Source organism: Natrinema soli (assembly GCF_028618695.1).
Map to the genome: position 1 here is coordinate 14,697 of NZ_JAQIVI010000210.1, position 17,930 is coordinate 32,626.

The 17,930-nt window shown below is 60.1% G+C and carries 20 protein-coding genes; 17 read left to right on the plus strand and 3 right to left on the minus strand.

What is annotated here, in order from left to right; all coding sequences use genetic code 11:
- The first annotated feature begins 2 nt into the window (after positions 1 to 2).
- The 10 genes from PGX04_RS13600 to PGX04_RS13645 all read left to right on the plus strand — a co-directional run bounded on the left by PGX04_RS13600 (position 3) and on the right by PGX04_RS13645 (position 5,079).
- The gene (locus tag PGX04_RS13600) at positions 3 to 1,148 is read left to right on the plus strand and encodes a bacteriocin (RefSeq protein ID WP_273738998.1); all 1,146 of its coding nucleotides are present in this window, start codon (positions 3 to 5) and stop codon (positions 1,146 to 1,148) included.
- Positions 1,148 to 1,504 carry a hypothetical protein gene (locus PGX04_RS13605; protein ID WP_273738999.1) on the plus strand — a complete coding sequence of 119 codons (357 nt, stop codon included), beginning with the start codon at positions 1,148 to 1,150 and terminating at the stop codon, positions 1,502 to 1,504. The genes PGX04_RS13600 and PGX04_RS13605 overlap by 1 nt, the downstream gene beginning before the upstream one ends.
- A gap of 3 nt (positions 1,505 to 1,507) precedes the next feature.
- Entirely contained in the window at positions 1,508 to 1,915 is a 408-nt protein-coding gene (locus tag PGX04_RS13610) for a hypothetical protein (RefSeq protein WP_273739000.1), read from the plus strand.
- Positions 1,916 to 1,919: 4 nt separating this feature from the next.
- Positions 1,920 to 2,369, plus strand: coding sequence for a hypothetical protein (locus PGX04_RS13615; RefSeq protein WP_273739001.1), 450 nt, complete (start codon positions 1,920 to 1,922; stop codon positions 2,367 to 2,369).
- Positions 2,370 to 2,619: 250 nt separating this feature from the next.
- Positions 2,620 to 2,760: a hypothetical protein gene (locus PGX04_RS13620; RefSeq protein WP_273739002.1), complete on the plus strand. Its 141-nt coding sequence runs from the start codon at positions 2,620 to 2,622 to the stop codon at positions 2,758 to 2,760.
- Between the two features lies 1 nt (position 2,761).
- Positions 2,762 to 3,064 (plus strand): flagellar hook assembly protein FlgD, encoded by a 303-nt coding sequence (locus PGX04_RS13625; protein WP_273739003.1) that lies wholly within the window; start codon positions 2,762 to 2,764, stop codon positions 3,062 to 3,064.
- An 18-nt stretch (positions 3,065 to 3,082) separates the two neighbouring features.
- Positions 3,083 to 3,484: an HK97-gp10 family putative phage morphogenesis protein gene (locus PGX04_RS13630; RefSeq protein WP_273739004.1), complete on the plus strand. Its 402-nt coding sequence runs from the start codon at positions 3,083 to 3,085 to the stop codon at positions 3,482 to 3,484.
- Positions 3,485 to 3,488: 4 nt separating this feature from the next.
- The gene (locus tag PGX04_RS13635) at positions 3,489 to 3,974 is read left to right on the plus strand and encodes a hypothetical protein (protein ID WP_273739005.1); all 486 of its coding nucleotides are present in this window, start codon (positions 3,489 to 3,491) and stop codon (positions 3,972 to 3,974) included.
- Positions 3,975 to 4,057: 83 nt separating this feature from the next.
- Positions 4,058 to 4,576 (plus strand): hypothetical protein, encoded by a 519-nt coding sequence (locus PGX04_RS13640; RefSeq protein ID WP_273739006.1) that lies wholly within the window; start codon positions 4,058 to 4,060, stop codon positions 4,574 to 4,576.
- Positions 4,577 to 4,578: 2 nt separating this feature from the next.
- Entirely contained in the window at positions 4,579 to 5,079 is a 501-nt protein-coding gene (locus PGX04_RS13645; RefSeq protein ID WP_273739007.1) for a hypothetical protein, read from the plus strand.
- 140 nt (positions 5,080 to 5,219) lie between these two features.
- On the opposite strand, the gene PGX04_RS13650 is transcribed toward PGX04_RS13645, so the two are convergent.
- Positions 5,220 to 5,465 (minus strand): hypothetical protein, encoded by a 246-nt coding sequence (locus PGX04_RS13650; protein WP_273739008.1) that lies wholly within the window; start codon positions 5,463 to 5,465, stop codon positions 5,220 to 5,222.
- A 157-nt stretch (positions 5,466 to 5,622) separates the two neighbouring features.
- Here PGX04_RS13650 and PGX04_RS13655 point away from each other — a divergent pair, with 157 nt between their 5' ends.
- The 6 genes from PGX04_RS13655 to PGX04_RS13680 are packed head-to-tail and all read left to right on the plus strand — an operon-like array spanning position 5,623 to position 13,608.
- On the plus strand, positions 5,623 to 8,415 hold the full coding sequence (locus PGX04_RS13655; RefSeq protein ID WP_273739009.1) for a phage tail tape measure protein: 2,793 nt from the start codon (positions 5,623 to 5,625) through the stop codon (positions 8,413 to 8,415).
- A gap of 23 nt (positions 8,416 to 8,438) precedes the next feature.
- Positions 8,439 to 8,936 (plus strand): hypothetical protein, encoded by a 498-nt coding sequence (locus PGX04_RS13660; protein WP_273739010.1) that lies wholly within the window; start codon positions 8,439 to 8,441, stop codon positions 8,934 to 8,936.
- Positions 8,937 to 9,812, plus strand: coding sequence for a hypothetical protein (locus PGX04_RS13665; protein ID WP_273739011.1), 876 nt, complete (start codon positions 8,937 to 8,939; stop codon positions 9,810 to 9,812).
- On the plus strand, positions 9,812 to 11,644 hold the full coding sequence (locus tag PGX04_RS13670; RefSeq protein ID WP_273739012.1) for a LamG domain-containing protein: 1,833 nt from the start codon (positions 9,812 to 9,814) through the stop codon (positions 11,642 to 11,644). The genes PGX04_RS13665 and PGX04_RS13670 overlap by 1 nt, the downstream gene beginning before the upstream one ends.
- 3 nt (positions 11,645 to 11,647) lie before the next feature.
- Complete coding sequence (locus PGX04_RS13675; protein WP_273739013.1) at positions 11,648 to 12,421, plus strand: hypothetical protein; 774 nt, start codon at positions 11,648 to 11,650, stop codon at positions 12,419 to 12,421.
- A 41-nt stretch (positions 12,422 to 12,462) separates the two neighbouring features.
- On the plus strand, positions 12,463 to 13,608 hold the full coding sequence (locus tag PGX04_RS13680) for a hypothetical protein (protein WP_273739014.1): 1,146 nt from the start codon (positions 12,463 to 12,465) through the stop codon (positions 13,606 to 13,608).
- Positions 13,609 to 13,749: 141 nt separating this feature from the next.
- Here PGX04_RS13680 and PGX04_RS13685 read toward each other — a convergent pair whose 3' ends face one another.
- Positions 13,750 to 14,172 (minus strand): hypothetical protein, encoded by a 423-nt coding sequence (locus PGX04_RS13685; protein ID WP_273739015.1) that lies wholly within the window; start codon positions 14,170 to 14,172, stop codon positions 13,750 to 13,752.
- Between the two features lie 144 nt (positions 14,173 to 14,316).
- Between PGX04_RS13685 and PGX04_RS13690 the strand changes: the two genes are divergently transcribed.
- Positions 14,317 to 16,866, plus strand: a complete 2,550-nt coding sequence (locus PGX04_RS13690; RefSeq protein WP_273739016.1) for a BppU family phage baseplate upper protein — start codon at positions 14,317 to 14,319, stop codon at positions 16,864 to 16,866.
- 120 nt (positions 16,867 to 16,986) lie between these two features.
- Here the strand turns inward: PGX04_RS13690 and PGX04_RS13695 are convergent, their stop codons facing one another.
- Positions 16,987 to 17,499: a hypothetical protein gene (locus tag PGX04_RS13695; RefSeq protein WP_273739017.1), complete on the minus strand. Its 513-nt coding sequence runs from the start codon at positions 17,497 to 17,499 to the stop codon at positions 16,987 to 16,989.
- Positions 17,500 to 17,930 lie beyond the last annotated feature (431 nt).

The window sequence follows — 17,930 nt, forward strand, 5'->3', positions numbered from 1 at the left end:
TAATGAGTACTAACACCGCAAACGCAACCGTTAGCGACCCGAACAGTTTCCAGTCGGAAGCGTCGATGCTCCACGAGCAGGCGCTTTTCAACCCTCGTCCTGACCAGCGAAAGGCCGCACTGACAGAGATCCGAAAACAGTCGCCGTTCAGCCCTGAGCAGTGGGCTCAGTTCGACCTCGCGGCCGGCATCCGCTCGGAAGAGCAGGTCAAAAACGACCTCGAGCTGACTGCCGATTCGACGATGCCGGTCAACTCGTGGATCAACTACGAGGACGACGTCCTCACTGAGCACGACTCGAGTCCGAACACGCTCCAGTATCTCATCGGTGCTGGCTTCAGCACTCCGTCGACGCTGGCGCGGTACGCTCACGTCCAGCCGATGAGCCACGGTGGCGAGCAGGAAGCGGACATCAGCATGAACGCGCGCTCGCGATCCCGTCAGGACCTCCCAAGCTACGGTCTGGATGGGGTCGGCCTGCCGATCATCCACAGCGACTGGGAGATTGACAGCCGAGAGTTCCAGGCCTCGCAGGAGTTCGGCGAGGATATCGACGTCCGCGTTGCGGGAGACGCTCGCGACGCGATCGAGGACACCGAGGATGAACTCCTCTTCGGCGGCTGGGGTGGGTCGGTTCAGACCCGCGACGGCCCCTTCGGCGTCCGCGGCCTCAACGTCGATAACGACTACGTCCTCAGCGGATCCGCCGCTGGCGACTTCGGCACTGCCCAGAACGTGATCGACACGTTCGTCGGAATCCACCAAGAGTTCGAGGGGCAGGACGAGACAGACGCTCCCTCACCCCGGCAGACGGGGGCGATCGCCCTGATCCCTTCCCCGCAGTACACCGAGCTCACGCTCCAGGACTACGAAACGAGCGCTACGGACGAGCCTCTCATGGAACGGCTGCAGCGCAAATTCCCGTACATGACGTTCATCGAAGCGCCGCGTCTCACGCCGGGTAACATCGTCGTGATGCTCAACGATACGCGATACTTCGAGGTTGTCGTCGCGCAGGGCATCACTTCGACGTCGTGGGACGTTGACGGTGGCTTTGGCCGCCGGAGCAAGATGCTCGCCTCGCGTATCCCGTGGGTCAAGGAACAGCCCGACGGCATCTACGGCATCGCACGCCGGACGGGGGCATGATGACTGACTCCATCACGGTCCGCGTGGTCCGGAACCAGTTCTGGCACGACGGCGAGGCCCGGACGCCGGACAGCGATCCATTCGAGGTCGAGGAATCGGTCGCCGCGGACCATCCTCGGACACTCGAGCGCGTGGATGACGGTGGCGACGTCGACGGCGGTAGCGATGAAGCCGATGGGACCTCGGCCGACCCCGGAGAGCATACGATCGACGAACTCGAGGCCAAGCTCGAGGATGTCGACGACCCCGAGGTACTTCGCGAACTCGTAAATCTCGAGAGAAGTCAAAAGAACCGCGACGGCGCACTTGATGCGATCGAGGCCCGTCTCGACGAGCTCGAAGGCAGCGAGGAGTAACCCATGCCCCGAACGGACGTCTCAAACGTTCGGATGGAACTCGAGGCCGACGGCTACGAGCTCGAGGCTATCACGAATATCCAGATCGAGACCGTTGGGATCTCGCCGGCAGAGCTCGAGGTCGACGAGAATCTCGCAGATACCGGGATGTCCGAGCGACGTCTCGAACACATCGAGTGCTACCTCGCAGGACACTTCATCCTCTCGAGTGGTATCAACGAGCTCCGGCAAATCGACAGCGAGACTCTCTCGGATGGCTCCTCGGCGAGTTACTCGGGCGACCGCGATCACACGGACTACCGCTCGACGAGTCTCGGCCAAAAGGCGATCCTGATGGATGAGAGTGGCACGCTGCGTGACGCGGACAAGCTAGACGGCTCGATCCGGGCGTCCAACGTCCGAGGGGCCTAATCATATGACCCGCATCCGCCCGACCCATCATCTGAGCTCGACGGGCGAGACTCCCGTCTCGTGTTCGGGCGATGGCGACTGCCCAGGCAACACGACGTGCGATCCCGAGACTGGGCAGTGTGTCGACGCCTATGAGACGCCGATCACGGAGCCGACCGACATTATCGGCGGCAAGGCCGGCGACTCGATCCCCGTCCGTTTCCATCCGCAGGGCGCGAATATCGACCTCGGGATAGCGCGGACGGCGACCGGCGAAGACGTCCAGCGGAGCCCGGTCATCGAGGCCCAAGGAGATCTCTCCGGCGTCTTGTCGGAAGGGAACACAATCGCACTCGAGGCGATCGTCGACGGACACGACGATTACGACGATCTCGAAGCCCGCGCCGTCCTCGAGATTTACGGCGCGCAACGCTCCCGGCCACAGAAAACACTCATCGAAACAGAGGAGCACTGACATGCCTGGTCGAGAGTACCGATGGACGCATCCGACGCCGCGCATCCGCTCGGACGGTACGCGCATCGAGCGGGGGGACGTGTTTGTCCCGACAGCACACGAGTCGCGGTGCTGGTCTCATCGGATGGATCCACAGGCGACATGCAGTGCGTCGAAGTCGAATGGCCGTCCCTGCTCGCGAGTCGTCGACGAGGAGGGAGGACTTTGCTGGCAGCACTCGCCGGGCGACGATGACGAAGAGGTGTAATAGATGCCAACAGCAACACTTAGCCGAGGGACCACCGCCCACACGGTCGCCACGCTGTCGAACGGCGCACCGTCGGGAGAAATCTCCCGTCTCGAAACGGGGCATGTGGTCGCTCGCATCACGACCGAGGAGGTAGGCGTATAGCATGTCGCTCGATCCAGCATTCGTCGGTGAGGACGTGCCGATCATCGCCGAGTTCGACGGCGGGACGACCGACCCAGACGATACCGGCACCGACGGAACGGGCGACGCCATGATCACGATCACCGATAACAGCGACGGCACCGAACTTCAGTCGTCGGTGGCGATGACCCACCAATCGACGGGCACCTTCGAGTACGTCTGGGACACCAGCACCGCGAACGGTGCAGGGTCCTACGGCATCGAGGTCTCAGCGGAGTTCGGCGGCGAAACGAAGATCGTCCAGAGCCACATCCGGCTGCGCTAACTCCGGGGGTAGCTCACTATGACTAAACAAAACGACTTCTCGATAGACTGGGAACGCGGCCGCTCGCCCGCCGCCCTAATGGCGAAACTCGAGGGGTTCGAAGCGGTATTCTTCGAGAAAGAGCTCCCACGGGCGGCCGAGGATATCGCACTCCGCCTCGAGCGCGTCGCCAAGGAGTTAGCCCCCGTCGGCGAAACAGGAAACCTCAGAGCGGGCATCGAAGGGCTATCGGAGAAGATCGCGGCCCACACCGTCAAGGCGATCGTAAAAGACGACGTCGAGTATGCTCCCTTCCAGGAGTTCGGGACGGCCATAATGGACGCCCAGCCGTTCATCCGACCAGCGATAGAAAAAAACCGCAAGTGGATCAAAGAGCGTGTGAAAGAGGCGTTCAACACCGCCGCCGACATCGTGTCATAATCCCATGAGTAGCAACCAGTCGGAACGCGCCACGGGTCGTGTCGGGGATCTTCGCGAGTCGGTGATCGATCGGCTGCGCTCGCACACCGAACTCGTGACGCTCCTCGAGCAGACCGACGACGTCGACGACGCGACTGACGTCATCAACCCGTCGTTCCGGCTCCGAATCCAGAACCAGTCGGACGATCTGGAGACGCCGGGGGTCGCTATAGGAGTCGGCGTCATCACGGGCTCGTCGGAGCGCGAAAACCACCACGAGCGCAAGCGTCTGGTCGTCCAGACGACGATCCAACTCCGCGAGCAGACGTTCAAGCGGCAGGGGGATGCATGGCTCGACGATGTCCGTGACGAGGTGTCGGCCGTGCTGACTACCCACGCGTCGCCGTGGATCGCCCGCGGCGAGAGTGGTGGAACGTTCGAGCCGCTCTGGGACGAGAATATCAATCGATACGCCTCGGTCCAGCAGTTCGACATCCAGAATTTCGGATAGGATAACGCGGCGCATCGGCAGGCAACGAACCGGCGGATACCGGCCGCAGTTTGCGGATAAACACAAACGAGAGATACAACACAATGGCAGAACTCATCAGTAGCGCTGAGGTTGAGGGCCCAGTCCTTGCGATCGTCCACGTCGACGAGAGTGGGACCACACCTGTCCGCACAGTACTGGCACACGCCACGAAAGAGGACGCTACTCTGACAATCGAAGAAGAGAATGAAGACTTCAACCCGGGAGCGTACCGGCGGACTAATCGGATCGCCACGAACAACTCTGTCGACTTTGAGTTGGCGACGGCGATGGCGACCGACACGAGTGCGCTCGAACTCCTCGGTATCCAGGATAGCAACGGCCGAATGTCTTTCGATACGTCCGACCGTGCGCTCGGTCCGGACGCCTATATCGAGGTGCACTACTTCAGCGACGAACCCGATTACACAACGGTGACGCTCCCCGCAGACGCGGAGCTCACCCACCGACTGGGAGACGTGGAGGTCCGTAATCCCGAGGTTGACATGTCGGCGACGCCACCGACGGTCTCGCTCGTTATGTGGGTTGAGGGCGGCGTCTGGCCGAATTACTCCGAGGCCTAATCATGGCGATCAAAAACGCTGAGTCGGCGAATGACTCACTGGAGGAGATGCAACGACAGCGCGAGCAAGAGGCCGAGCAGCGCCAGGAGGCCATGTCGCTCGCGGACGAGATTCTCGAAGCCCGTGAACGCAAAACCGTCTCCCTCGAGCTCGACGACATCGACGTCGAGTTCCGGATCATGCTCGGCGAGACGCGCGACGAGGTAGAAGACATCCGAACGGAGGTGATCGAGCTCGCCGACGAGGTCGAAGAGGTCGAAGACGAGGATGAGCTCGACATAACCGAAGATGAGGCGCTCGAAATGGTCGAGGGTTACCGCGATCGCTTCATCGAGCTGCTCTCCGAGCACGCGACCGACGACAGCCTCACACAGGAGTTCTGGATCCAGGCTTACGGGCGCGAGAGCGCGGGTCGGATCGCTATGCGGCTCAAGGAGGCCTCCGAAAGAGCCGACATGACGGAGGAGGAGTTACAGACCTTTCGTCAGCAGCGAAATCGGTAGCTTCTACTACTGGTTACTCTCCGAGAAATTCCACTGCCTGCCGTGGCAGTGGGCACAACTCCATCCGGTTCAACGCCACTGGCTCGAGGGGATGGCGTGGGCCGAGTGGGAGGAACGGAAGGACAAGGCCGACAATTAGGCTAACCCTGTGCCGGAGTTGCGGGCGTTTCCTTCTCCGCCCGGCTACTGTGCCGTAACCCAGAGACCACGAGCGGTATCCCGACGACCCCACCGACGATAGTCAGACAGAGCAGCGCCCCGACGCCGAGCCGCCATTTCGCCTGGCTCTTCATTTCGCTACCGGGATCGTAGCCGCAGTGCGGGCAGGTGCTCGCCTGTTCGTTGACCGACTCGCGACACTCCTCACAAATGAACGTTTCGTCCATGCCCAGTGATACGACCGCCCGAGTGATAACTATGACTTTTAGATAAAATATGGCAGGCGCATTTGAAGAGCTACGAGCTGAGCTCACGCTGGATAGCAGCGGCGTTGAAAGCGGCGTATCCAAAGCGGAACGCTCACTCGGCGGCCTCAAGTCAGCGATGGGAGCAACGGGTGTCGCGGCGGGGGCGATGGCAGCCGGCGGACTCGCGGCGAGCGTCCAGGCCGCGAGCGACTTCCAGGGCGCGATGACAAACCTCGAGAAAGTCACGAATCCCGAGACAGCCCGGCAAATGGGATCGGCCATCAAGGACATGGCCGGCACCATGCCCCTCGCTCAGACTGAGCTGGCGGGGATCGCCGAGCAGGCCGGTCGGCTCGGTGTCTCCGGTACCGATAACATCCGTCAATTTACGGAGACGACGGCCAAGATGGCGACGGCGACGGATCTCACCGCAGAGGAGGCCGCCGACTCGTTCGCCCGTATGACGACCCTGATGGGAGAACCGATCTCTGCAGTCGGGAAGATCGGCGACTCGATCAACGCCCTGTCGAACAACATGGCGACGTCCTCGAGCGAGATCACGGACGCCGCTACGCGATCGGCCGGCTCGTTGTCGAATATGGGGGCCTCAAGTCAGGACATTCTCGCGTTGAACGCGACGATGAACACGGTCTCGTCATCGGCCCGAATCGCCGGCACGCGCCTCCGGCGGCTCGGCCAGGAAATGATGAACCCGAAGAAAGTCAATGATCTGGCTGGCGCGCTCGGGATGACCGCGACCGAGTTCAAGGAGATGCGGTCGAACGACCCGACCGCGCTCATGAAACAGATGGCGCGAGAAATGGGAGAGGGAGGGGCGGCCGCTGACGGACTTCGGAAAGCCCTCTCGACGACGAGTCGGGGGGCACTCTCGTCCTTAAGTCAAAATCTCGACGGGCTGAATACCGGGCTGGATGAGACAAATAAACAATTCAAGGAAGGCGGATCGCTCACGTCAGAGTTCGATACAGCGAGCAAGACGTTTTCCAACAGACTCCAACTACTGAAAAACAGGCTCACGAACGTCGGGATCTCGATCGGGAACGTTCTCCTCCCGCCGCTGACCCGACTCGTCAATTGGCTCTCGAGCGTCGTGTCTGAGTTCCAGGCCTTCAACAAATCGACAAGCGGCGTGGCTGGCGCGGTCGCCCTTATCACGACCGCGATCGGCGGCCTCGTCGGCGGTGGCGCGTTGCTACTCTCGCAGTTAGGCTATCTATCCGCCGCCACGACGGGACTCGGCACAGCGTTCGCTGCTCTCACTGGACCGATTGGCCTTGTCGTTCTCGCGATCGCTGGCCTGGCAGCTGCCTTCGCGACGAACTTCGGGGGGATGCGCGACCAGACGATGCGCGTCGTCTCGGCCTTCCGCACTGCCCTTCAACCCGCTATCGAGTGGCTTCGGTCTGATGGAGTCTCGATTTTCAATCAGATAAAATCCGCAGTCGGCGCGTTCGTGACGTTCGTCGAGCCGTATTTCGCGAAACTCATCTCGCTGATCGCCGACGGACTGATCGGCTACATCCGGACAGCGGCAACCGTCTGGAGCATCGTCTTCGATCGCATCGGAACAATCGTCACGACAGTCTGGAACAGCGTTCTCCGGCCGTTTTTCTCCTGGATCGCCGGAGCATGGCAGGAACACAAGAGTACGATTATGGCGGTCGTCCGGCCGCTGTGGAACTCGATAAAGACGATTTTCCAGAACACGATCAGCATTATTCAAGAGATCGTCTCGGTCGGCCTCGCAGTCCTCGAGGGCGACTGGCAGTCGGTCAAGAAATCGCTCATAAGTATCGTCGGCCTGCTCTGGGATAACATCAAAACGGCGTTCTCGGGGGCGTTCACCGCGCTCAAGAAGATCGTCTCGATAGGATGGAACGCAATCACTGAGTGGATATCTGGCATCGGGACTGACGACGTAAAGGCGGCGTTCAAGGCGATCGGCCGCGGAATTCGGACGATCCTCCTCGGAATTTTCGGTGCTGGAAAGTGGATCTGGAAAACGGTCACTGGACTCCTCGGAAGCCTAGCCGGCTGGCTCAAAAACGACGCGAAAGGCGACATCAAAGCCGCGTTCGGTGCGATCATGACCGCGACCAAGAATGAGTTTATCTCGTTGATGGGAGCGAGCGGTGAGTTGTGGGGTATTATCAAGACTTTCATCGGCGACGTCGCCGCCTATATCGGCAGCGGACAGGCATGGAGCGATATTAAAACCGCCTTCGGAAAGCTCATCGACGTCATTTGGGCGGCGTTTGAGGGTCTCTACGAGGGGTTAATCGGGAACAGTCTGATCCCCGATATGATCGGAGATATTGTCGACTATATCACTGGCGGTGCACTCACGGATGTCAAGGGCGCGTTTGGCGACCTCATCAACGGAGCTCTCGACAAAGTCGACGGCTTCGCGAACAAATTTACAAACGCTGGAGAGGGTCTCATTGATGCTATGGTTGACGGTATCACGGATGCGCCGGATGCTATCAAGGACGCCGTGGCAGACACGGTCGGGAAGGCGCGGAAGTACCTGCCCTTCTCACCGGCGAAAGAGGGACCATTGAGTGACCTAGACAAAGCCGGCGCTGCGCTCCCGAAGACACTTGCAAAGCACGCCCTCAAGAAAGGGAGTGATCTTCGACGAGCAGTCTCCTCGCTTATGGACACGGCAGCCGACCCGATGCCTGCGGGGAGCTCGCTGACAACGCCGCCCGGATCGACATCGCAACCGCTATCGTCCCATCCGAAAGCGTCGTCAGCACGTTCGAGGAATCCCTCGGATAGCGATACCACTGTCACGATCGACCTCGGATCGCTCCCCGAAGATGCGTGGGTCCAAGCCGAGACACTCGCCGATATGGCGATCGCGAAGTTCGACGAGCGTGACGAGCGAGAGATGCGCCGATACTAAAACAGAGACAACCACAGATATCGATGCCAATAGACTACCCACGCCGAGCACCGACCGGAACCTGGTACATCCATCTCGAGGATGTCATTACGTTCGCCGACGTCGACGGCGGCGTCGAGAATACCGACCTCGGCTCGAGCGCGTCAGTCGACCTGCTTTTCCATCCGGCACCCGCCGACGAGGGGCTCCCTTATCGATATCGGGATCGCTACCAACGCCTCCGTGAACACTGCGAGTTCGCCGGTCGGACACTAATCAAACAACCCCCGTTCGGCCCTGAAAAGTTCGTCGAGCAGACTCCGCCTGGCGCTCCCAGCTTGCTCGTCGGCCTCGAGCCGAGCTACGAGCATCCAGAAACGGCCGGTATCTGGGGCGTCATCGACGGCTACAGCAGTTCCAACCAACATCAGCAGGCCTACCTCATGCTCTCACTCGAGATCACAGTCATCGCCACGATGGAGGAGTACATCGACCGCGAGAGTGTCCGAACTGACCTCGAACTCGCGGGGAGGGCACTCTAAATGTTCAACGCGCAGGTCGGCGACGCGTGGGACGCTCTCTACAGAAACCAGCTCGCCCGTGCGACCGCCGGCTACGGCGTCATCGACTTGCCCGCCAACGCCGGCCCGCAGGAGGGGCCGTGTGCCGTCTCCCCCGCGTCGGGCGGCGACGGCGTCGAGTGTGCTCCAGGCGAGGTCCGGATCGACGGGACGCGCGTCACGATTTCCTCGGACGTCGCGACGATCGACCCTGTCGCAGATTCGGCTCACCGCCGTCGGGACGTCGTCTACGCGACGAGCGCCGGCGATATCGACGTTCTCAAAGGCGATCCCGGAGAGCCCTACGAGGACCAGAACGGAAACCCGCTCGAGCGCGAACAGGCCCCAGTCCCACAACCCCACGCCACGCACACGCTTACGGCGGGCGTCGTCCTCGCGGTCGTCTGGCGCATCCCCGGCGCTTCGATCTCTGTCGACGATATCGAGGATCGACGTCTGCCGGAGATCAACCCTGCAGGGCTATCAGTCGACGAGCGGACCGAGACGCTCCCCCTATCCAGTCTTGCAGATGGCGACGTGCGCTCGCTCCCGATCATAGTCGGGGCGGGCGCGACGATCGACGTCCTCGAGTGGGGCATGACGCACGTCGACGACGCTCGATCTGGGGGGACCGGAGGCTCGGCCCCACCTGCCAATGTCTCGGTCGAACTCGTTGGCCCCGATGGCGCGGTGATCCAGGCGGCCAATCAGCTCCGACAGACGGGCAACCCAGTTTTGAGCACGACCGCTGGCGGCACGGGCAACGCGGTCTACCAGCTCCGAATCAGCAATCAGAGCGGGACCGATATCCTGGCCCCCGAAGGCGTCGGAGCATACTGCAAATTCGAGGTGCTATAGTGAGTCGACCACTTCCATCGGATCTCACGCAACCCCTCCCGCGGACGGCGGGCGATCCGCTCCCGATGACGGCGGGCGGGCCGTTCCCCGGCGTCGCCGGCTTCGGCGATCGCGACCGACCGAGCAGCGACGACGATCTCCTTCGGGTTCCCGGCCGGTTCGCGCTGACGATCGTCCGTGGCGAACATCGAACGCAACTCGGACCCGAGGCACTCGAGATCGAGGATCTTGTCGACGTTTCGCCAGTCCGCGAACACTCAGCGATTTCAGACTTCTCGATTGAAGTCTCGGGCAACCGCGATCTCGAGGACTGGGGACGGGCGATCGCGTGGCTCACGTTTGACGAGCGCGTCGAGTTCGTCGGCCGGCTCGAAGTGATCGAGACCGACGATAGGGGCTGGTCGACCACGCTCAAGGGCCGCGACTCCGGGGCCTTCCTCGACGAGAACAGCTACGATTTCGGCGTCGAAAGCACGGAAGGATGGCGGGCGATCGAGCAGTGCTGGAACGCGGTCGCCCCACAGTGGGACGTCGACGTCGTGCCATCCGCGAATCCACAGCCGGTCGGCGAGTTTAACTCCGATGGATCGCCGAAGGAAATACTCCAGGAGATCCACGACGAGTTCAACTTCAAGTTCGTTATCGACCGCCGTCGCTTGAGACGAGCGACTGCCTTCCCGGCACGACGACTCGTCCGCCCGGGTGCGTGGGAGACGATCAACCTCAAAACCAAACGCGACGTGACGGGATACTATAACGCGGCGCGCGTGATCGGGGCGGCGCGACCGGACGGGACGAGATACGGAGACGTGTTCATCGACGAGGACGAGGTCGACCGGATCATGGCCGACGAAGGCATCCCCCGAGAGGATGCGATCGCCCTCACAGATGAACGCGATATCTCGCTTGATAGCAACGAGCAGTGCCTTCGGCGCGCGGAGTCGATCGTCGAAGAGGCGATCCAGAACGACGAGCGGAGCGCCACGATTGACACGACTGCGACGATGCTCGACCCCGGATATGCCTATACGATCGACGAGCTCGACGACCTGCGGGCGGTCGGCCCCTATTCGGCACAGTTCGACGGTAACGACGCGCATATCGAGATCGGGAACGACGTTTTCAGTCGCCGCACTCGCTCGGGAGCGCTCACAATGTGGGCCCGGGCCCAATGGTCTACTCTCGCCGATGCCGATGTGCGGATGATCGGCAGCGCTCCGATCCGGACCACGAACTCGGAGTACGCCCAGTTACGTTTCGAGACCAACGCTGGAGGGGCGGCCGTTCGATCGTTCGACGCCGGACCAGAGGACGGCGTCTGGCATCTCCATCACTGGGATTGGGACTACGATCCAGCGAGTAACACGACATCCGTCCGTGGCGGTCACGACGGAGAGATCGTCGACACGCTTACGTTCGACGGTGAAATCAACGCATCCGGGTCACAACCGGTCTATCTTGGCCGTTGGGGGACCGATTACTACCCGGGCTATCTCGAGGACGTCCGGCTGTTCGACCGCCCACTCGAGGCCGGAGGCTACGAGCTGCTCGCCGACGGCCAGGACTCGCCGGGCCGACCGCTTCAGCACCGCTGGCGTCTCCACGAAGGTCCCAACCGAGCGGACCAGACAGTGCACGATGTTGTCGGCGGCGCACACGGCGAGCGGATCGGCGTCGAGTCCGCCGGCAGTCCACAAACGCTCGAACGAACGGACTTCGGGATCTCGCGGGGAAGCCACGACGGGACGCTCAACTTCGACGAGCCCCATAGCGTCCGCCGGTCGATCAAAGCCCTCGAGCGTGATCAGCGCCGGACCAAACGGGGGGCCTGACCGATGCCGGTCTACGGCGGCACGTCGGGCGTCTACGCGGGCGGCTCAGGCGTCTATTCTGATGCATCTGCTGGCCGCCAGGTGATCGAAACCTACGAGCGTGGAAATCTCACGCCCTATACGTTCTGGACCCAGGAGACCGGACAGGTCACCGAAGATGCGGCGTTCCCGAGCGGCGCACAACAGGCGTGGCGACAGCAGTCCGGACGGACACTCGAAGGGTGGGCGTCTCCGCAGTCGAGCAAACCCGCCCTCGAGACGTGGCCCCAGCCGGGAGACACCTTCAGTTTCCGGCAGCGCTTCAACCTCACGGGCGACGGCCCGTGGCAGACTTGGGTCCTGTTCGGCGGCGGCGATGACCGCTATCCCCGATACCAATTTGAGATCGGGAACGACGTCCAGCCCCGCATCCAGGTCCGCCCGGATCGTTACGACGTCGCGACCGCCCTTGAATCAGGATATGGGACGCTCGATATCGTGTCGGGCGACATGCTCGACGTCGTCGTCCAGTGGCGATCGCAGGCGGCCCACGGCAACAACGGGATCCGCGTTCTCGTTTTCAACGGCGGCGATCTCCCCGCGGATCTGACGATCGAATCGTGGGACGCGGGAGAGCATAGCGTCACCGAACTCGTGGATATGGACTCGGTTGACCATCCCAATGACGACGGTAGCGGCGTCGTACCGCAAGAGCCCGGACGGTTGGGCTTTCGGGGCTCGAACGAAGTGCAAGCCGACTTCGGTGATGTGTGGCTCCACGACCGGCCCGACGTGTAGACCAGCAGACCACCAGTCGAGACAACACCCCACTCACACACATGTATACCCATTACGCCAGAGGCGACGACCGACCAGTTATCCACGACCAACTCACCCGCGGGCGGACGCCCATCTCCCTCGGAGCGGACGACACCGTCCACCTCTACGTCGAAGACCCTGAAGGTGAGATCTTCATCGCCGACCAGGCGACGGTTGTCGACCGTCCTGAGAGCCGTGTCGAATACGAAATGAACGGTGGTTGGCCTCTCGCCGGCACCTACAAAGCTGAGTGGGTGATCGAGTACGTCGATGGTGGGACGCGGACCGTTCCCTCCGGGTCACCAAAGGAGATCCCGGTTCGGGAGATCCTTGATCGGCAGGCTGACGTTCGAGAGTACGACGACCCGGATCTCACACTCGAGAATCTGTGGGTCAATCGTCTCGGCGCGAATACGGCCTCGGCCGTGGCCGTCGAATCGCCTCTGGATCTCGAGAGGAACGACGTTACAGGGATCGGTCATGGTGAGGCCGAATCGTTCAGTACAGCGGCGCAAAGTGTCGGTGCGATCGGCGACGTTGAGGGGGCGATTAACACGAATCAGACCGAAATCGCTACGAACAAATCGGATATCGACGGTGCCGAAACCGCGATCTCGCAGAACCAGTCGGACGTCGAGTCACTCCAAGATCGGACCAGCGGCCTCTCGAGTGACGGCACCGAGGCTGATCTCGAATCGGTCAGAACAATGTCCTTAGATCTCGGCGATAGAGGACCGATAACGGGCGTCATTGGGGATACTGGCGAATGGATCCCGATGATGACGATCGCGCGAACTGGATCACATAGTACTACGTCAACGAATTTCACCAATGTACTGGCTGGAAGTGGCCGAATCCGAATGGATTTCACACAACTGAACTCGATCAGTGGGATAGAGTCGATCGGCGCGAGTTATACGGCATCGTACAACGTCCCGACAACAGAAACGATTGAGGTAGAACTGTTCAGTTTCTCAGGAGTCGCAATCTCATCGCCGGTGGCTATCAGTGTTTCCGATGCCAATTGGTCTGAAAAGACACCCGATATTGGTGTGATCGATCCGGAAAGCGGGTCGATCAATTTCGAGTATCGGATCCGTTCGGTCGGTGGCGAAGAAGTGGCGTTTCGGGCGCCGACGCTTACGATCTACGGGAGGATCGCATGACCTGGACGTGGACCCTCGCTGGACTGCGAGCAGACGAGCAGACGCTTACAGTCTCTAATCCGGACGGTGAGGTAATCGCATCTGAAACCCGAGAATCATGGAACTACCATCAGCTAATCGCTGTGTTTTGTAAATAAGAACTTATATCAAATCGCTAAGGACCCATTCAATGGTATCAAGAATATCTGTCAAATGCGGCCGTACTAACCGGATAATATCGGAATTATCGAGAATTTTCTGCCGCAACTGAAGTAGGAGGAGACGTTGGATATCTAGATCTTGTGTCCCAAGGAGTTGATATGCGATTGGTTGGAGTTCTCTATCGATGGAATTGAAAGACCCCTCAGTGAGGTTGAAGAGTCGGTAAGCGACTGTGTTGATGATCTTAACCCTTGAGTCTTCAGTATACGCAATATCAGCAACTAAGTTATTCCTGATATTCCCGTCAGTGATTCTCCCGTATCTGGCGTTCTCCGTAACCTCAAGACCAACATCGCAATTTGTTATAAATGGATTTGAAATCTCAAAATGATCTACCTTATCGATTATTAACCCAGGTGGCATCAATCTTCTATTAGTTACAGATGTCTAATAACTCTTCGGGCTACTTTTGAAGAAGTAGTGTGCGTCACGTTCGGTAGTATAGAATCCGAAAGAAACCCCGTCTAATTCTCGAGAGATCGCCGACGCGACCGCCAAGATACAACCATGTCAACCCACACCCGACCCGATTACGTCCGCAACCGCGGGGATAGCTACCTCCCGCTCGAGGCAACGTTCCGAACCGAACCCGACCGGCCCACGGGCGACGGCGACCCGCTCGATCTGAGCGACGCCCTCTCGGTGCGGTTCTACCTCGAGCATCCCGATCGAGACGAAGTGATAGTCAACGACAGCGCCGAGGTCGACGACCCCGCGACAGGCGCGGTGAGCTACCAGCTCGACAAACACCAGCTCTCCCGGACGGGGACTCACGCCGGCCTCTTTATCGCCCGCTTCGAGGGCGAGCAACAGTGGTCGGCCCCACGCGGCGGGCGCGTCATCCGCATCGAAGTCGAAGACATCCCCGACGCCGACGGCGAGCCGATTGACCTCGAGAAGGTCGACGTTTCGATCGGCGTGCTCGAGGCAGATGAGGTCATCAGTGACTCAGGGACCTTTGGTGCGCTCTCCCTGACCGGCTCGAGCGGCTCGAGCGACTGGGGGTTTAACTACGATTCCGGCTCCGTTAACGTCACAAAAAACAACTCGACGTACATGAGTTTCACCGACAGCGGAGTCGAGGTGCCTAACGCCCCTGCAGCCGAGGATCATATCGCTCGACAGGCAGACCTCGGCAGTGGCTGGTCCCCTGCGGAATGGAACGAAATCGACGTCTCCGAACACGGGTTCCCCGGCGATGAGTCCGGGGGTGACGTGGTCCAGTTCATGCTCGACAATCCGAATAATAAGTTCATCTTCCCCGAAGGTCGATACAGTTGCAGTCAGCAGTTTAATCCCGATTCAACATGGAGCCAGTTCGCGATCGAAGGTAAGGGGGATGGTGCGACGTTCGTCTGCGATACGACGGACATGACTAACAATAAGGCGTTCTTCGTGGTTGGTCAGTACGATACGTCAAACATCGACCGTGCCGAAATCAAGAACGTCAACTGCGAGATCGATGCCACGAACGGCTACAACTTCGGCTTCGGGATATTCGCAGTCAATGACTTCCTCGAAATTACTAACTGCCGATTGAACGGCGAGCGCCGCTATTACGAATACGGAGGTTCGAAGTATGGGATTCGGGTTAACATGCTCAACGACCACTCCGTCGCGTTCATCAACGGTCTCTATCTCGGCGACGGCGACGCAGGGAACGTTTCAACTAATTTCGACGGTTGCATCGGCGCAAGTGTTGAACCACCGAACAAGGGAACTATCTTCTGGAATGGTTGTCAGGTGAGTGGATGGCCTGATAATGGGATGTATCTCAAAGATGGTACTGGGAGATCCCTCGCGATGGGCTGCATGACGGCGAATAACGGCAACCAGAACATCCGACTCGGCAAAGGAGACATGGCGATCGGCGGGTGGACGGCATGGACTGTGGACCCATCGACAGTCGACTACGCCGGCGGAGTATGTCTCGAGATCGAGCATGGCCAAGGGTCCGCCGTGATCGGCTACCGGGTTGAAGCAGATTACGCCGCCACGGATGTCATGCGAACCCGTGGGGAGAACGAGCACGTCAAGTTCCAAGACGTTTATATTCGCAACAACTCGGCACAGTTATCGATCGACTGCAGCTCCAGTTCTGGAGAGACGACGGAGTCTGAGCCCGGCGGAGAGGGATACGCGACCCTCGATAACGTCCGTATCGTCAACGATCACAGTGGGACTTCCGCGATCCGGTCGGCCACGGTTCGGACAACTCGCGTGAATACTGTCTTCCGTGGCTGTTCGATCAAGACACGGAATCCAAACATCGGAGTGGCTCCCGTCAGAGTGAACGCGGGAGACGCCTCGTTCCAGGATTGTCGATTCCATCAGCACGCCGATAGTCAGGCCAGCTATACTGCGATCATCGGTCCAGGTGATTCGACAGCAACAGATATCGGAAACATCCAATTCACGCGGTGCAAGTTCGTCGGCACCGATGGCCCCTACCTCTACGGAGGCGACCAGATACCGTTCCTCGAGTTCGTCGGCTGCGATTTCAGCCAGATTAGTGGGTCGTTGTGGCCCGCTGTCTCTCCGCAGGCAGAGTACGAAGCAGGCAACATCACTGAGTTCTCGTTTTTCCGCAATCGGCCCTACACGGAGGGGACAAATTACGGGTCGATCTCCCAAAAGGAAGTCAGGGCCGACACGGCGTACGCCAACGAAGGCGGTGGCAAAGGATTCCAGATAGTGACGGCCGGTGGAGCCTCTCGGTTCACGAGACGGAACAACCGGACGACCATCGACAATACGTACGGAGACGGATTCATGTTGCGCTACGTCGACGATACCGGGACATCGTCGCCGCTGATCATGGACCCTGATGGCACGACGACGATCAGCGGCCGGTTGACCCTCGGTGGCGGCCTGAATATCGAGGACCGGCTAAACATGTTGGGTAACAGTGCCATCAATGCAGCTGATATGCAGTTTGATCCGGTCGCCGAGCCGAGTGCCCCAACCGAGGGTTGGAAGTTGTTCGTCGATTCAGCGGACGGAGGTCTGAAAGCAAAAGACGATACCGGGGCTGTCACGACGATCGCGACCAAGTAGAGGCGAGGATTGTTTTAGACGACGACGGCGGAACCCGGCTTCGATACGTCCGCGACTCACGAATGAATCCGATCAAAGGGGAACTCCACGTTCTAGACAGTCCTCTGTGGGAAAGAGGCCTTAGCCGACGATCGTCAGTGTCGCTGTTCCGGCGAGCCCATGCTGACCCTCTTCAGTGCGTTCCCACACGAGACGTGCCGTTGAGTCCTCGCTATCAAAGCCAGTCTCGTCGGTCCGGAAGAACATGAGGAGGTCGGCCTGGTCGTCTCCATTCAGGTCGACATAGTAGCCGTCGTCGACCGGTCGAGCGCCATCGCCATTACTGACGGTGTCCGGTGCGCCAAACCGGTACCGAACCGGTTCGTTTGCCGGATCGAACTCGTCGGTCTGGAAGACCGCGACTGGAATCAGGTCACGATTCTCCAGATCGATCCGATTAATATCACAGTCGGGCCGGACATCGATCTCGAGATCTTCCGGAAAGTGAGCAGCTGCCTGTCCACCGAGAGCCGCAACACCGAATGCTGTTGCCGCTACTCCAGTCCCGGCACGGAGCGCATGGCGGCGAGAGTACGCAGATTCGTTCGTCGTCGATTCAACTTGCTGTGACATCTTGTCTCGTTCCTCTGCCATGATTCGCGTTGAAGTTCGACGCTGGCAGGGATGGTTATTCTGGTGCGAATGTTGAAATCAGATACCATCGCTGTGATCGCCAGCGATGCATCTGTGTCCATCTGTCCTCGAGACTAGGGCTTCCTCTTCCTGTGAGTTCTCTCGAGACATCTCCGACGCATAGTGACACCACCGAACCGGCGGAATCCGGCTACGATACCTCTTCGAACCACGAATGAATCCGATTATCGCACTCCTCCGAGCACTGCTCGGCATCGATCGCGACGGCCGTGATAATGATCAAGACCAATCCGGACCGGAGAGTCCGGAGCCCGATGAACCCGAGCCGGAACCGGTGCCATCGGGACCACTCGAATTAGGCCAAGACACCAAACGACAGTCGTGGCACGGCGATCAGGCTGGAATCCGAATCGTGATTACAGAACCACTCG

Coding starts and splice junctions, on each gene's coding strand:
- PGX04_RS13600 (WP_273738998.1), top strand. CDS start 3: ATGAGTACTAACACCGCAAACGCAACCGTTAGCGACCCGAACAGTTTC.
- PGX04_RS13605 (WP_273738999.1), top strand. CDS start 1,148: ATGACTGACTCCATCACGGTCCGCGTGGTCCGGAACCAGTTCTGGCAC.
- PGX04_RS13610 (WP_273739000.1), top strand. CDS start 1,508: ATGCCCCGAACGGACGTCTCAAACGTTCGGATGGAACTCGAGGCCGAC.
- PGX04_RS13615 (WP_273739001.1), top strand. CDS start 1,920: ATGACCCGCATCCGCCCGACCCATCATCTGAGCTCGACGGGCGAGACT.
- PGX04_RS13620 (WP_273739002.1), top strand. CDS start 2,620: ATGCCAACAGCAACACTTAGCCGAGGGACCACCGCCCACACGGTCGCC.
- PGX04_RS13625 (WP_273739003.1), top strand. CDS start 2,762: ATGTCGCTCGATCCAGCATTCGTCGGTGAGGACGTGCCGATCATCGCC.
- PGX04_RS13630 (WP_273739004.1), top strand. CDS start 3,083: ATGACTAAACAAAACGACTTCTCGATAGACTGGGAACGCGGCCGCTCG.
- PGX04_RS13635 (WP_273739005.1), top strand. CDS start 3,489: ATGAGTAGCAACCAGTCGGAACGCGCCACGGGTCGTGTCGGGGATCTT.
- PGX04_RS13640 (WP_273739006.1), top strand. CDS start 4,058: ATGGCAGAACTCATCAGTAGCGCTGAGGTTGAGGGCCCAGTCCTTGCG.
- PGX04_RS13645 (WP_273739007.1), top strand. CDS start 4,579: ATGGCGATCAAAAACGCTGAGTCGGCGAATGACTCACTGGAGGAGATG.
- PGX04_RS13650 (WP_273739008.1), bottom strand. CDS start 5,465: ATGGACGAAACGTTCATTTGTGAGGAGTGTCGCGAGTCGGTCAACGAA.
- PGX04_RS13655 (WP_273739009.1), top strand. CDS start 5,623: ATGGGAGCAACGGGTGTCGCGGCGGGGGCGATGGCAGCCGGCGGACTC.
- PGX04_RS13660 (WP_273739010.1), top strand. CDS start 8,439: ATGCCAATAGACTACCCACGCCGAGCACCGACCGGAACCTGGTACATC.
- PGX04_RS13665 (WP_273739011.1), top strand. CDS start 8,937: ATGTTCAACGCGCAGGTCGGCGACGCGTGGGACGCTCTCTACAGAAAC.
- PGX04_RS13675 (WP_273739013.1), top strand. CDS start 11,648: ATGCCGGTCTACGGCGGCACGTCGGGCGTCTACGCGGGCGGCTCAGGC.
- PGX04_RS13680 (WP_273739014.1), top strand. CDS start 12,463: ATGTATACCCATTACGCCAGAGGCGACGACCGACCAGTTATCCACGAC.
- PGX04_RS13685 (WP_273739015.1), bottom strand. CDS start 14,172: ATGCCACCTGGGTTAATAATCGATAAGGTAGATCATTTTGAGATTTCA.
- PGX04_RS13690 (WP_273739016.1), top strand. CDS start 14,317: ATGTCAACCCACACCCGACCCGATTACGTCCGCAACCGCGGGGATAGC.
- PGX04_RS13695 (WP_273739017.1), bottom strand. CDS start 17,499: ATGGCAGAGGAACGAGACAAGATGTCACAGCAAGTTGAATCGACGACG.